Source organism: Thermophagus sp. OGC60D27 (genome assembly GCF_052400625.1).
Taxonomy (GTDB): Bacteria; Bacteroidota; Bacteroidia; order Bacteroidales; family Marinilabiliaceae; genus Thermophagus.
The window spans coordinates 324,424-338,782 of the sequence record NZ_JBQTGH010000002.1; the positions used below are offsets into that span (position 1 = coordinate 324,424).

The 14,359-nt window shown below is 41.4% G+C and carries 10 protein-coding genes; all 10 read right to left on the minus strand.

The features are described from left to right. Positions 1 to 15 precede the first annotated feature (15 nt). The 10 genes from ACT29H_RS03520 to ACT29H_RS03565 all read right to left on the minus strand — a co-directional run bounded on the left by ACT29H_RS03520 (position 16) and on the right by ACT29H_RS03565 (position 14,322). Positions 16 to 2,583: an OmpA family protein gene (locus ACT29H_RS03520; RefSeq protein WP_444820213.1), complete on the minus strand. Its 2,568-nt coding sequence runs from the start codon at positions 2,581 to 2,583 to the stop codon at positions 16 to 18. A 533-nt stretch (positions 2,584 to 3,116) separates the two neighbouring features. Continuing rightward, the gene (locus ACT29H_RS03525; protein WP_444820214.1) at positions 3,117 to 4,823 is read right to left on the minus strand and encodes a S41 family peptidase; all 1,707 of its coding nucleotides are present in this window, start codon (positions 4,821 to 4,823) and stop codon (positions 3,117 to 3,119) included. A 125-nt stretch (positions 4,824 to 4,948) separates the two neighbouring features. Continuing rightward, positions 4,949 to 7,483, minus strand: coding sequence for a YfhO family protein (locus tag ACT29H_RS03530; RefSeq protein WP_444820215.1), 2,535 nt, complete (start codon positions 7,481 to 7,483; stop codon positions 4,949 to 4,951). Between the two features lie 303 nt (positions 7,484 to 7,786). After that, positions 7,787 to 8,068, minus strand: coding sequence for an acylphosphatase (locus tag ACT29H_RS03535; protein WP_444820216.1), 282 nt, complete (start codon positions 8,066 to 8,068; stop codon positions 7,787 to 7,789). A gap of 433 nt (positions 8,069 to 8,501) precedes the next feature. After that, complete coding sequence (locus tag ACT29H_RS03540; protein WP_444820217.1) at positions 8,502 to 9,206, minus strand: phosphoadenylyl-sulfate reductase; 705 nt, start codon at positions 9,204 to 9,206, stop codon at positions 8,502 to 8,504. A 179-nt stretch (positions 9,207 to 9,385) separates the two neighbouring features. Further along, positions 9,386 to 10,420 carry an ATP-dependent 6-phosphofructokinase gene (locus tag ACT29H_RS03545; protein ID WP_444820218.1) on the minus strand — a complete coding sequence of 345 codons (1,035 nt, stop codon included), beginning with the start codon at positions 10,418 to 10,420 and terminating at the stop codon, positions 9,386 to 9,388. A gap of 77 nt (positions 10,421 to 10,497) precedes the next feature. Beyond that, positions 10,498 to 11,358, minus strand: a complete 861-nt coding sequence (locus ACT29H_RS03550; protein ID WP_444820219.1) for a universal stress protein — start codon at positions 11,356 to 11,358, stop codon at positions 10,498 to 10,500. Between the two features lie 109 nt (positions 11,359 to 11,467). Continuing rightward, entirely contained in the window at positions 11,468 to 12,517 is a 1,050-nt protein-coding gene (queA, locus tag ACT29H_RS03555) for a tRNA preQ1(34) S-adenosylmethionine ribosyltransferase-isomerase QueA (protein ID WP_444820220.1), read from the minus strand. Between the two features lie 188 nt (positions 12,518 to 12,705). After that, positions 12,706 to 13,488 (minus strand): tRNA pseudouridine(55) synthase TruB, encoded by a 783-nt coding sequence (gene truB / locus ACT29H_RS03560; RefSeq protein WP_444820221.1) that lies wholly within the window; start codon positions 13,486 to 13,488, stop codon positions 12,706 to 12,708. 30 nt (positions 13,489 to 13,518) lie between these two features. Then, positions 13,519 to 14,322 (minus strand): undecaprenyl-diphosphate phosphatase, encoded by an 804-nt coding sequence (locus tag ACT29H_RS03565; protein WP_444820222.1) that lies wholly within the window; start codon positions 14,320 to 14,322, stop codon positions 13,519 to 13,521. Positions 14,323 to 14,359 lie beyond the last annotated feature (37 nt).

The following is a 14,359-nucleotide window of genomic DNA, read 5'->3' on the forward strand; positions in this document are numbered from 1 at the left end:
AAAAATTTTCAATCTTTAGTCAATCACTTTAATTTCAACTCTTCGGTTTTGGGCTCTCCCCTCTTCTGTGGCATTAGAAGCAATCGGGTGTTCATAGCCATATCCCACATATTGTATGCGATCGCCCGGTATCCCCTGCGATTCCAGGTATCGTTTCACGGCAAAGGCCCGTTCACGAGACAGGCGTTTATTCAGGGAGGCAGACCCGGTATTGTCGGTATGTCCTGAGACTTCAATTTTCACCGAAGGATTTTCTTTCAGCAAGCGCACCAGCCTGTTGAGCGACTCATAAGAGGCGGCTCTCAGAGTGGCTCTGCCGGAGGTAAACAGAATATTATCAACCACGATGGATGCCCCGGTAGACATGGGTCTCAGTTCAAAATTGGATACCTTAAGGGTGGTATCGGGATGAAACAGAAGAGGCATATTCATGAAAAAATAACCATCCGCATTAACCTCAAGCAGGAAGGGGCCCGGTTCATAGACCGTCAAGGAATATTTTCCTGAAACGGTGTCGGCATAACAAGCCATAAACGGCTGATCCTCGCCGGGTCTGGAAAGATCCAATACGGCGGGTACGGCAAGCCTTGAGTTCTCTTGTGTTACCACCCCGGACAAAGTGTAGGCAGTAACATTTTTTCTGAGCTTAATATTTTTCACTTCCGACAGTCCCATTGTTTTTCGCAAAAGCAAGGAAGATTCCTGCTCGTAATAGTTTTCGGCGGACACCGTCATCTGAACATCTATTTTATCCTCAAAAGTAAAGGAATACATTCCGGTTTCGGGATCGGAAAAAATACGGCTTACCACAGCGTCAGATTTAAGGGCGGTAAAAATAATTTCTGCCTGAACCGGTTCATCGGTCTCCTCATCAGAGATGCGTCCTTTGACCGTATAAGGATGCTTCAGCGGTTTTAATTGTACATCCAGAAAGATCACGCCCTTTCTTTTATGCGGATGAGGGACGGCACTTCTCATCATGGCGAACCCTTCGGCTGCGACTTGCAAAACGTAGGCGGCCGTGTCTTCAACCGATAAATGGTAATTACCGGAAACGGAATCGGTCTGTCCTGAAAAAACCTGAACATTATTTAAGGTATCCACTAAAGAAATCTGAGCCAACAGCGGTCTGCCGTTTTCCTCATTAATCACCTTTCCTTCCAAAGAAAAGGGGCAACGTGTATCTTTGACGATTTTTAAGATGTCTAAGCCACCGAAACCACCCGGTCTGGATGATGAAATAAACGTCGTCAGCGAATCGGAGGAAGAAGGAAAAAAGAACAAATCGTCATACGGTGAATTGTACGGTTGCCCGATATTTTTCGGGGTAGTCCATTCCCCATCTTCATTTAGTTCGCTCTTAAAAATGTCAAAGCCGCCAAATCCGGGATGTCCATTGGATGCAAAAAACAGTGTTTTTCCGTCTGAAGTAAGGTAAACGGCGACCTCATCCCCCGGCGTATTAATCTCAGAACCGGCATTTCGTAGCTTTTTAAAACCTCCGTTCTTTTTTCTTTTAACCTGCCAAATATCTTTTCCCCCCCGACTTTTTTTAATTCGGTCCGAGACGAAAAATACGGTTCCATCGGTTGATTCTGTAAATGAAGTTTCTCTATCGTTTTTGCGATCTATCCGATGGCTGATGGCCAGAGACCTTCTGATTTTATTACGGGAGAGATCCGTCAATCGTATTTGTCCATTTCGCTTTTTCCCCCGGTAAATGAACAGGATGCTTTCATCGGGCGATATCCCTGCAACAGCGGTATTGAACCTTTTATTCAGGGAATTCACTTCCAGCCCTTCCTCTGCCGATTCCCCGTCATAAACAGCCATTAAAATCTGTTCTTTAAAGAGATCCCTTTTGGGGGGTTCTTCCATCAGCCGTTGAGGTCTTTTAGAAGTATAAAAAATTCTTTGACTCTTATGATTTTCCACCGCCGCATAATCGTCATAATAGCTGTTTACGGCCGGTCCCATATTAAAAACAAAGGCAGGAATAGAATCTGCGCTGTTTTTGATTCCATATTCACAATCTCTGATCACCCGGTTAAAGGTGGTCCTGAATTGCCTTTTCCCGGTTTTTGATAACGAATTAAAATACTTTTCAAAAGCCTCTTTTGCCTGTTCATACTTGAGCACGGCCTGCAAGGCAAATCCCAGATGAAGATAATAATCATCGGCTATTTCGGGGTTGCTTTTAAGTAAGTACTCTGCGGCTTCATCCGGATGGTCGCCCAGTAAAGCGCAAATTCCGGTTTTATAATTCAACGAGGGCAACTCATCTGTAATAGCAACCAATTGTAGATACGCTTTATATGCCGGCTGATAATAGCCTTTTTTATACAATGCATCCGCCTCACCTAGCTTTTTTACAATAAAAGCTTCGCCCAGATATTCGGATCGCGAAACAATTTCTCCAGCATCAACAACCGGATTCTCCTGAGCCCAGGCAACAGAAGAAAACAAGATAACCCAGAGACTTACGGACAAAAATGTCTTAACTACCGGAAATGAAGGCAGATAGTCAGAAACAACAATTATCTTTCCTGCCTTAACGGTAATTGTTTTCCATAGTTCCTTCATTCGTAAAAATTTTAAGTTAATCAATATACCCCCAAATCTACCTCGACTGTTTCCATAAAAACCTCATCTATCACCAGATGGGATATTTACATGCCAGCCTGTTGGTTCCACAAATCGGCTGGTCCATTCCTAATATATTCTGCATAATTAGCACAGGAATACCAAGGCTTCGTGAAACCTCAATAAAAAACGGGATAACAAAAAGTCAGGAAAAGAGTCCCAAAAACCTGGGACAGGTAGGGAGTCCCCATCATTAAAATGAACGGGGCATATGGAAAATGCACTGAGGCTTTTTTTCGAAATATGATATAAAATAATCCAGGTAATTAATAAAAATAAAAAACTTGTTTTACTTAACAACAACCCAAAAACTTTTCAAAAACAGCAAATAAAAATATACGGTAAAAACCTCAAAAAGTTCGTTCTGCCGGAACAAAAACCAGTGAAAAGCCCCAAAAGGTTCATCCTGCCGGAACAAAAAACCGGGATATACAAAGGTACATCCCGGTAAAACATTATTATTGAAAGGCTATTTATCTGCGCAAACGATCTCCGGCATGGCTAAGCACAGAGCCGGTCAAAATGCCATGGTATTGGGCGTCATCATTGATAATATCCATAGTTTTTTTAAGGACCTTGTCATCTTTCAGGGCATACTTAATCGCTCCTTCCTGATAGTAGAATCGCTTCAGCAATTCATTCCCCAGAAGATCATCCACTTCATCTCTGAAGTGTCCCAGATCAAAAGAGACATCTACATTGAGTTTCTCTTCCAACGCCATAAATTCTTTTTTATGAAGCTCATAATAACCTTCACCTTTGGCAGCCTCAACCAGCTTTTTGAAGCGTTCCCGGCTGGCAGAGGTATATTTGAAATCGTCGAGTGAAAGCACATAGCCGGTAAAATCGTTATAAATCTCATCGGTCACACTAAATTCCTCGGGAGTAGGAATCGATGTATGTTGGGAACAAAATACATTAGCATACCGAAAGATGGTTTGCTGAGCGATCAATGCATAGGCAATGTTGCTGAAGGTGTCGCGGGGAACCACCACGTCAGGAGAAATTCCTCCACCATCAAACACTGTACGTCCGTTATTGGTTTGATATTCAGAAATGAGGGAATCCGGCACAAACCCGACGCTGCCATCTTCATTTCTGTGTGAATAATCCAAAGCCTGAATACATCTCCCACTGGGAATATAATATTTAGCGGTGGTAATTTTCAGCTTGGTGTTGTAGGGCAGGTTACGAGTGGTTTGTACCAATCCTTTGCCAAAAGATCGGCTGCCTACAATTACCCCTCTATCCAGATCTTGAATCGCTCCAGCCACAATTTCAGAAGCAGAAGCAGACCCTCTGTTAACCATAACCGCCAACGGAATCACAGTATCTACCGGCGCTTTTGTGGCTCGGTAAATCTTATCCCATTGTTTGATTTTTCCACGGGTGCTAACCACTTCGGAACCGCGAGGCACAAAGAGATTCACAACTTTAACCGCTTCATCCAGCAAACCACCCGGATTACCTCTTAAATCAAGAATGATTTTTTCGGCCCCTTGATCTTTAAGCTTCTTAAGCGCTTTTTCGACCTGAGCGGAACAGTTATGCGTGAAGTTACTGAGAATAATAATACCCGTATTATTCTCCACCATTCCATAATAGGGCACCGGATTGATCTGAATATTTTTTCTCACAATGGCCATCTCCAGAGGTTTATCCACCCCATATCTTTCAACTTTGACCTTTACTTCGGTATTGGCCGGACCTTTGAGTTTAATGCTGACCTCTTCAGAATTTTTACCTTTCATATCCTGACCGTCAATAGCGACAATTTTATCGCCTGCTTTCAGGCCAGCTTCATCGGCAGGAAACCCCTTATAAGGCTGGGAAATATAAACATAATCATCCATCTGGGTAATGAGGGCTCCAATACCAGCATACTCCCCTGTGGTCATAAAATTGAAATCATCCATCTCGGTTTCCGGGATGTAGGTGGTATAAGGATCCAGCGATTCCAACATGGCATTAATGGCTTTTTCAATCAACTCGCCCGGATCGGTTTTGTCCACATAGTATGTATTCAACTCACGAAATAGGGAATAGAAAACATCCAAATTTTTAACGATGGAAAAATTTCTCTCTTCATTACCGGCTGATACAAACCCCAGAGAAACAATAAGACCGATCGCAATCCCTGAGGTCCATCCCAACCATTTTTTTCCTTTAAATTTCTTCATTGCTTTTAGTATTGATATCGAAAAACGAATATTCTACAAATCACATTACAACGGTTTCACACCCTAACAAATCGGTAAAACCACCCATCGTAGGGATAAAAAACGATTCATGAACAAGACAGAAATCATGCCAGGGTATGCTCATTCGGCTCTTTAGTATTCCCGCATTGTTGTTTCTTTTTCCAAATCAGGAAGAGCGCCAATATCACCAGCAATCCACCTCCGATAAAAGCCATTGTGTTGGCCAGATGAACCGAAGAGGGTTCAAACCGTAATTCAATCGTATGTTCTCCATCGGGCACCATAATGGCCCGAAGCAAATAGTTCACTCTCTTAATTTCTGTTTTTGTGCCGTCCACATAGGCATTCCATCCCGCCGGATAGTATATTTCACTGAAAACAGCCACCTTATCACCGACGACCTTGGCATGATACACCAGCTTATCCGGCGCATAGTCAATTAACTGAACAGCCCCTTCCCCATTATTGTTTTGGTAATTGCTCCATAGGTCATCTAATCTCTCCGTTCTTATCACCGCCGTTTTATGCAAATCCACATTTTTAAGGCTTGAAATTTCTTCTTCCGCAGATGAAACGGTTTTAAGGTTATCGACCAACCAGGCCTCTCCAAAATTGTGGGTATTAACCAACGGTTCCTGGCCGGGATTGTAAATGATATATTTGGTATTCAACATATTTAAAACCGGCATTCGGGCCAATAAGTCTAGCGCTCCTTGTGGATTACCACCGTTTCTGAAATGTCCCAAAAGAATTTGCCAGTTGTTTTGCAGGTAATAATCAATAATATCCTGGTAAATGCGCAATTTTGCACCATGATAACCTCCAATGGAATGGTGATAATAGGAGGTATTCACCTCTGTAAACGGGTTACGGTAGATGGAAAAAACCCTGAAGTAAGGATCCTCATCTTTCAAAATAAATTTATCCGCAGTCGTTTTTTCAAACTGATTTTCAACCTGTCTTGGCGGCACAAAATCATCACTGCTCAAATAGCGTTTATCCACAGCCCAAAGATCAATCAAGACCAGAATGGTGAGACCGGGGAGAATATATTTTTTTGAAATTCGGTTGGTGGCATACAACCACAGAGAGCCACTACCCAATAAAATAAAAAAGAAAGATCTCAAGGCATCCGATTTAAGCAGCGTCATTCTGGCACTTTGCATATTCTGAATTACCAAATCTATTACCGCTGCCTGATCCGGCAGATTCCTTTTTTGTTGAGCCAGGGCCTTGGCCTCTTCCGAACTAATAAATTTGAAAAATAAATCGGGAAAGAGATACAGGAACAGCGCCACACCCCCGGTTAACCCGAATGCTGCCAGAAACTTACCGCTTTGTTCGCGAATAAAAGCGGGGTTATCAACCAGCTTTTTAAGTCCAAGGAGTCCAAGAAGCGGAATGGTAACGGAAGCGATCACGAGGGTCATCTCCACAGTCCGAAACTTATTATAAAGCGGAAAATAATCGAACATAAAATAGTTAAACCATTCCAGATTCTTTCCCCATGCCAAAAGGATGGAAAGAATGGTGGCAGCCACCAACCACCACTTTTCTGGACCATTGTAAAAAAAGAGCGCCAACACGAAGAAAAAGCAGATGAGAGCTCCCACATAAACCGGTCCGGAAGTAAAAGGCTTACTGCCCCAGTATTGCGATTGCCCGCCAACGATATCCTTCAGTCTGGGGTCCACCTCTTCCATTGCCCGTGCACTCTTAGAAAGGGCTTCGGATGCACCGCCCATCACGTTAGGAATCATCAGGCTCAGGGTCTCCCCTTTTCCATAGCTCCATGCGAAGGCATAATCCCTGTCCAAACCCTTAGTGTTATATTCTTTTTCTCCGGAGGTCGTTTTGAGTTCCGAAGGACCTCTGATACTAAATTTGCCATACTCATAGGTAGGCAATAAGTGTGGAAGGTTAGGAAGTATGGCCAGAATCGCCGCACCGACCAATATCAATGCCCTGTAAAGGAAATCGTTAAGCTGACCATTTTTGATGGCATAAATGAAGCGGCTGATCATTAGGACCAAAACCAAAATAAAGAGATAATAAGTTATTTGCACATGATTATAGGCAATATGCAACCCCAGTGTCACAGCAGTGAAGAGTGCCCCGATCCATTTATTGACGTTAAGGGTATATAAAATTCCTGCAATCACCGGTGCCATCAAAGCTATGGCATAAGCCTTGGTAATATGCCCCGCAATAATGATTATAATATTATAGGATCCAAAAGCAAAGGCAACCGCCCCTAAAAGAGATAACCAACGTCCCGCCTTCAGACTGCGAAGCAATACAAAAAAGCCCAAAAGGTAGAGGAATAATATGGCCACCGTATAAAATGGTAGTCCAACTCGAAAAACGCGGTTTAAATAACTAAAAATATTGGCTGAAGAATCTCCTTTGATCTGATAGGCAGGCATCCCCCCGAACATGGAATTGGTCCAAAAGGAATGGTGTCCGGTTGTTTTTTCATATTCAATAAGTTCCTTTGACATCCCTAAAGCATGAAGATTGTCCATCTGTGGCAACTCATAACCTTTAAGCACCGGACTGAAATAGGCAAAACTCAGCACAACAAATAGTACAATAACACCCGCAAAATTTAGTAACGGCTTAAACCTTTGAAAATTCATTAGTATATAATTTATCTAAAACATTAGTCGAATGGACCCGGTATGATCCTATTTTTTACAATGTCTTTACCAAAAGGAACGTGACAAGCAGAGATAACCACTATGGTCATGCTCGTTTCATTCGTACAATACTTTATGATTTTAAATCGTGAAATATACACAAAAGTTTATGAAGAGATTTCGCCTCAAACATAAACTTTAAATCCGGAACAATCATACTTTTTCGGGCAAACAAAAATTTACCAGACTTCAAAATACTCACCCCAAAATCACTTAACAAGCGGCCATTACGAACTGATTGAATTAAAAATCACTACAATGGCGTATCCTAAACCGCGTATAACCAAATACCGGTATTTTTTGAACTATAAAGTCGTCAATACGAGCATGTAATGATCCTCTGCGACAGGCTGCCAAAAATCTATCCAACTGCATTTCATCCCCCTCTGCATCAATTTCCACATTCTCGCCCGGTAAATTTTTAACATACCCCTTAATCCCAAAATGAAGCGCCTTCTCCTGCACAAAATACCTAAATCCTACCCCTTGGACTCTCCCACTAATGATCACTCTGACACGTTTCATCAATATAAAATTTATCTAATTCATTGGTCGGAAGGAACTCGCATGACCATGAGTTTATACATGTTCTTGCTGTGGCAAACTTAGTGGGTCACGCTCGTTTCATTCGTATAAAATTTATCCATTAATGCTCCTCGCAAACAGGTCTTTATTATATGGCTCTCCCCCGAAAAGAAAAGGCAACTCCCTATAATTCCCGGGCAAGAAACAAAAAGTATTACCATAGCGTTCAAGTCGCAAATGATTGAAGCGACTGATGCAACGAAAACGTCTCAACTCCCCCTGAAAAAGTACTAGAATGAAAATGAGATTGAAAAAATAAACTGCAATAATTCCGGTCTAAAGGCCATCGCATCATCACAAGCAGCCATTATCAGCCAGCACATCATAAAGTCAGCAAACAATTGAATTATTGCAGGCAATTAATATTTCAGGGTCACCGCTTATGCAGTCCGCACTCTTTACTTTCGGGATTTTCCCACCACCATCTACCGGCACGGACATCTTCTCCCGGTTCAATGGCACGGGTACACGGCAAGCAACCGATGCTTGGGAAGCCCTTATCGTGCAACGGATTATAAGGGACTTTATTTTCTTTAATATAGTCCCAAACCTCTTTTTCAGACCAGTGAGCCAAAGGATTAACTTTAATTAATCCATTGTTATCATCCCATTCCACCACCCGAATGTTTTGTCGGGTAACTGCCTGTCCAGCACGCAATCCGCAAATCCATGCGTCCAGTGTTTGGAACACACGCTTTAGAGGTTCAATCTTCCGGATATGACAACATTGTTTTCGATTTTCAATGCTTTCATAGAAAAGATTGATCCCCTTATTATTTACCATCTCTTCCACCTGCTTAAAGTCCGGAAAGAGCACTTCAATTTTAACATTGTATTTTTTATTGGTTCGATCAATCAAATCATAGGTTTCCGGGAACAATCTTCCGGTATCCAATGTAAAGATGCGTGCATCGGATTTTATTTTGAGAACCATATCGGTGAGCACCTGATCCTCAGCTCCCAAGCTGGAAGATAGTGCCACCTTGTTATCATACTCATTTAAAAACCAAGCTATGACGTCCTCAGGTTTTTGATTCTGAAATCGATTATTCAATTCGTCAAGTTTCGATTTATCCATGTAACAAAAAATCGTTTTATAATTAAAAAATCAGGAAATATTTGCGATGAATAATTGGATACGGGAAAAACAATAGACCTATTGTTACCTCTGCATATACCACCTAAACAGATCATCGAAAGATACAGATAAAAGACAAATGTAAAGATTCCCGTTAAAAGGGACAGTTGGTGGAAACTTTATTTTTCTCCAAAACAGACCCCCATGTGCCGTGCTTTCGCCACTAAGCCGTTTTTGGGATCTACCAGGCGAAGGCGACCACCTACTTCTTCGAGAGGAACTCCAACGATTTCATTGCCTCGGATTCCCACCATCTGTCCAAAACTTCCCTTATTAATCAATTCAACGGCATACGCACCATATCGGGTGGCCAATATTCTATCGGAGGGTGTTGGACTTCCTCCCCGCTGGATATACCCAAGAACGGTTTCCCGAGTTTCCAGTCCGGTCATTTTTCTAATTTTTTTAGCAATATAAGCCCCTGCATTTTTTTTCTTTTTGCCGGTTTTAATTCCTTCGGCGACCACCACAATGGAATAAGGCTTCTTTTTTCGACTTCTGTCAATAAGACAATTCGCTACAGACTCCAAATCATATTCTATCTCGGGTATGAGGATAACATCTCCGCCTCCAGCGATTCCGGAATAGAGCGCAATCCAACCGGCATGATGCCCCATAACTTCAATGACCATAACTCTTTTGTGAGAGTTGGCGGTAGTATGCAAACGATCGATGGCTTCAGTGGCAATATGCAAAGCGGTATCAAAACCAAACGTTACATCGGTTCCCCAAACATCATTATCGATGGTTTTGGGAATCCCCACGATATTGAGACCTTCCTTGCTAAGAAGGCTTGCCGTTTCCTGGGTTCCGTTACCACCAATACAAACCAAAGCATCGAGCCCCAGTTCCTTATAGTTTTGTTTTATAAGCTGTGGTTTGTCTGAAACAAGATCCCCTTCCTGGTGCTTAAAAGGTTTCATTCTGGAAGTTCCCAGGATCGTACCTCCCAAGGTGAGAATTCCGGAGAGTAGCTGTTCGTTTAAAGGAATAACATCTTTTTCGAGCAGGCCACTGAATCCATTGGCAATTCCAAGTACTTCCATTCCATATTCAACGATGGCCGTTTTTCCTATCCCTCTGATCGTTGCGTTAATACCAGGGCAATCGCCTCCTGCAGAAAGAATTCCTATTTTCATTTTTTTCGTTCCCATGTTTCGTACTTTAAGTTCCTTCTAAAAATCAATTTTGGGGCATAATTTTGGACGATCTTACCGACCCCCTAATAACCTTAGGGGTGAAATACCAATAAAGGAATATCGGTATGAAATAATATTTTCCTCGTTATTTCGGGGCTAAATAGTTGAGCAATCATATTCCTTTTTCTTTTTGTCATTGCAATCAAATCAATGCCGTTATTGACCACATACTTTTCTAGATCCGGAATAAACTGTTTGCTTATTTCATAATTAAAAATCATCTTCTGGCGGGGGTAGGTAGCCTTACAATAATCCTTGAAATGTTCAAGTTTAAGTAAATCCTCATTATCGGGTTTGTTATGAACAAACCTGATACCGTGAATGACAGAATTGAAAGGGGTAATTAATCGTACCAGTTTATGAATAGAAAGGTAGTCTTTTTCATTGAATTCGGTAATAAATAAAACCTTACTCAACTTTTCAAGATCCACTGCCGAATTTGCCGGGACCGCCAGCACTGGAGCTTCGGCACTTTTCATTACATCGCTGGTAATGCTTCCCAACAGTTCTTTAATGGTTTCTCCTTTACTTTTAGTCCCCATAATAACCACATCGGAATTAAGCTCTTTACAAACGTCAACGATGACTTCCTCGGGATAGCCGAATTCAAATCTGCTTTGCAAGTCGATCTTCTGGGACTGAATATTGGACACCTTTTTAACAGCAGCCTGGCAAAGACGGTTAAGGCGGTCTCTTGCCTCTTTTTCTCTACGTTGAATGCTCTCTTCCGAATTGGGCATCTCAGGAAGCGCATCTTCCTCAATATCCACATATTCTGAAAAACTATGTAGAATGGTGACCTTTGAAGGGAAACGTAATGCCAGTGTCAAAGCATAGGTAAGCGCATTGACAGAGTAATCGGTAAACGTTACAGGAACCAGGATGTTTATCATAGCTCAAAAGGGGTTTAATAAATTACCTGTTTGGGCTTCAAAAGGTACAAAAAAATTAAAAAACCCACATTCTGAAAAAGAGAATGTGGGTCTTTTTTAATTGCAATGGCTATACAATAAGCATTGCATCCCCATAGGTTCCAAACCGATATTTTTCCTTAACAGCCGTTTTATATGCTTTCATGATCAGATCATATCCCCCGAATGCGGCAACCATCATAAGTAAAGTGGAATAGGGCAAATGGAAATTGGAAACCATCGCGTCCGCCACATTGAAATCATAGGGTGGGAAAATAAATTTATTGGTCCACCCTTCAAAAGGGTTCACATGACCATTCGTAGAGACTGAACTTTCAATGGTTCTCATAACAGTCGTCCCCACTGCACAAATTCGTCGACGCTCATCTTTGGCCCGATTAATAATTTTGGTAGCCTCTTCCGGAATAATAATCTGCTCCGAATCCATTTTGTGTTTGGTCAGATCTTCCACATCTACCGACCGGAAACTTCCCAGACCCACATGCAGTGTAATATATGAAAAATCAACCCCTTTAATTTCGAAGCGCTTCAAAAGCTCGCGGCTAAAGTGCATTCCAGCAGTAGGAGCTGCCACAGCCCCTTCATGTTTGGCAAAAATAGTCTGATAGCGTTCCCGATCTTCCGGTTCCACTTTTCGATTAATAAACTTGGGTAAAGGCGTTTCACCCAGGCTATAAAGCGTTTTTTTAAATTCTTCATAAGAGCCATCAAACAAAAAACGCAGGGTACGCCCTCTGGAAGTGGTGTTATCAATGACTTCGGCCACCAATTCATCGTTTTCGCCAAAATAGAGTTTATTGCCAATTCTTATTTTTCTGGCCGGATCAACCAACACATCCCATAAGCGTTGATCTTTATTCAGTTCACGAAGCAAAAACACTTCAATTTCGGCACCGGTTTTTTCTTTTTTTCCATACAATCGGGCAGGAAAGACCTTTGTATTGTTAAAAATCAAAACATCTTTCTCATCGAAATAATTTATGATGTCTTTAAATATTTTATGCTCAATTTTACCGGTGTTTTTATGGACGACCATGAGCCTCGATTCATCACGGTTGGATGCCGGATGCAGCGCGATTAATTCTTCCGGTAATTTGTATTTAAACTTTGACAATTTCATAATGCTGCCTTGATTTTTTGTATGGTTTATAATGTGGTTTCAGGATAAAATAAAGCGTCTGTTATACGTAACAAATAGTGCATTGTTTCGTAGAAGGCATTTTTTATGCATTTTTAAAAGATTAATACACTCGTTTTATTTACAAGTAATTACAATTCTCATTCACCGAACCAATTGGAAAGCCTTTTTTAATCCATCGCTTTACCGTATTGAATAATACCTTTTTCAGCCCATCTCTTTCTCAACTCATCACATTGATTATCGAAATCTTCGATTTTCATCGCCTCATTAACGCTGTACTTACCTATTCCTGTACGTCTTAAGTCGGTTAAATGCGCTCCAGAGTCCAAAGCTTGTCCCAAATCCCGTGCAAAAGACCGAATATAAGTTCCCTTGCTGCACCGGATAAATACATCAGCCTCCACATCCTGAAAATTCATCATATTAATTTCATGAAAAACCACAGTTCTGGCATTCAAACTTATTTCTTCTCCTTTCCGGGCCTTCTGATACGCTCGTTTTCCATCAACCTTAACTGCCGAAAAAACAGGCGGTATCTGTTCCTGCTCACCGTAAAACTGGCCTAAAGTTTGTTTTATAAGGTCTTCATGGATATGGTCAACAGGATATTGACGATCTATTTCCGTTTCCAAATCGAAAGAAGGTGTCGTAGCCCCAAATTTGATCCGGGCAATATATTGTTTCTCATCAGCCATAAAAGTATTAATACTCTTGGTCGCTTTCCCAATACAAACAATTACCAACCCGGTTGCTAGTGGATCCAAAGTTCCTGCATGCCCCACCTTCAATTTTCTGATATTCAAAATCTGCCTAATCCGCGAACGAATCTTATTGACAACATCAAAAGATGTCCACCCAATGGGTTTGTCCACCAAAATAACCATTCCATCCAAAAATTCATTGGGATGTGAAAGGATGGAAAAATCTGAAACAATCTTTTTTTCAAACATAAATAGATCTTCTTTCCCTTAAGGAACAAACTACCACATATAACCAGCAATGGCCAACGATCCTGCAATAACACAATATAATGCAAAATAGATCAGTTTTCCCTTTTTTACAATCTCAATCATCCATTTACAGGCCATTAATCCGCTGATAAAAGCGGCCAAAAAACCGATTAAAAGAATTCCCGGTGCAATAGCAGAGGAGGCCGAGGTTGAAGGAAGATCACTTTTTAAAACGGAAAGGATATTCTCTCCGATAATAGGGACCAGAACCATCAAAAAAGAAAACCGCGCCACTTCACTGCGTTTGTTCCCCAACAGCAAACCCGTTGCAATTGTAGATCCGGAACGAGAGATTCCAGGGATAACAGCAATAGTCTGGGCCACACCAATGATCAATGCATCCCAATAGCCAATATCTCGCTTTCCGGTCTTTCTAAAATAGGAAAAAGCCAGCAAGGATGCAGTGACCAGCAGCATCACCCCCACTACCAGTAATATTTTTTCTGAATCAAATAATTCTTCTACATAATCTTTGAAAAACAAACCAACCACTGCAATTGGAAGCATGGACAATATGATCAATGAAATATATTTGGTCTCTTCATTCCACTGAAATTTAAAAAATCCACCTAATAAATGGATAATATCCTTCCGAAAAACCACCAGTGTACTTAATACCGTAGCACCATGCACCACAACCGTAAAACGTAAATTGTCGGTTGTTTCAACGCCGAGCAAATGTCGTCCAATCTCAAGATGGCCACTACTACTCACCGGCAAAAATTCTGTTAATCCCTGTATTAATCCCAATAATAAAGCTTCAAACCACAGCATCTCTTTTCAATTTACAATCCGTAAAAACGTTAAAATG

Bases quoted from the DNA above. Each gene is read 5' to 3' on its own strand.
- ACT29H_RS03520 (WP_444820213.1), bottom strand. From the start codon at position 2,583: ATGAAGGAACTATGGAAAACAATTACCGTTAAGGCAGGAAAGATAATT.
- ACT29H_RS03525 (WP_444820214.1), bottom strand. From the start codon at position 4,823: ATGAAGAAATTTAAAGGAAAAAAATGGTTGGGATGGACCTCAGGGATT.
- ACT29H_RS03530 (WP_444820215.1), bottom strand. From the start codon at position 7,483: ATGAATTTTCAAAGGTTTAAGCCGTTACTAAATTTTGCGGGTGTTATT.
- ACT29H_RS03535 (WP_444820216.1), bottom strand. From the start codon at position 8,068: ATGAAACGTGTCAGAGTGATCATTAGTGGGAGAGTCCAAGGGGTAGGA.
- ACT29H_RS03540 (WP_444820217.1), bottom strand. From the start codon at position 9,206: ATGGATAAATCGAAACTTGACGAATTGAATAATCGATTTCAGAATCAA.
- ACT29H_RS03545 (WP_444820218.1), bottom strand. From the start codon at position 10,420: ATGGGAACGAAAAAAATGAAAATAGGAATTCTTTCTGCAGGAGGCGAT.
- ACT29H_RS03550 (WP_444820219.1), bottom strand. From the start codon at position 11,358: ATGATAAACATCCTGGTTCCTGTAACGTTTACCGATTACTCTGTCAAT.
- queA (WP_444820220.1), bottom strand. From the start codon at position 12,517: ATGAAATTGTCAAAGTTTAAATACAAATTACCGGAAGAATTAATCGCG.
- truB (WP_444820221.1), bottom strand. From the start codon at position 13,488: ATGTTTGAAAAAAAGATTGTTTCAGATTTTTCCATCCTTTCACATCCC.
- ACT29H_RS03565 (WP_444820222.1), bottom strand. From the start codon at position 14,322: ATGCTGTGGTTTGAAGCTTTATTATTGGGATTAATACAGGGATTAACA.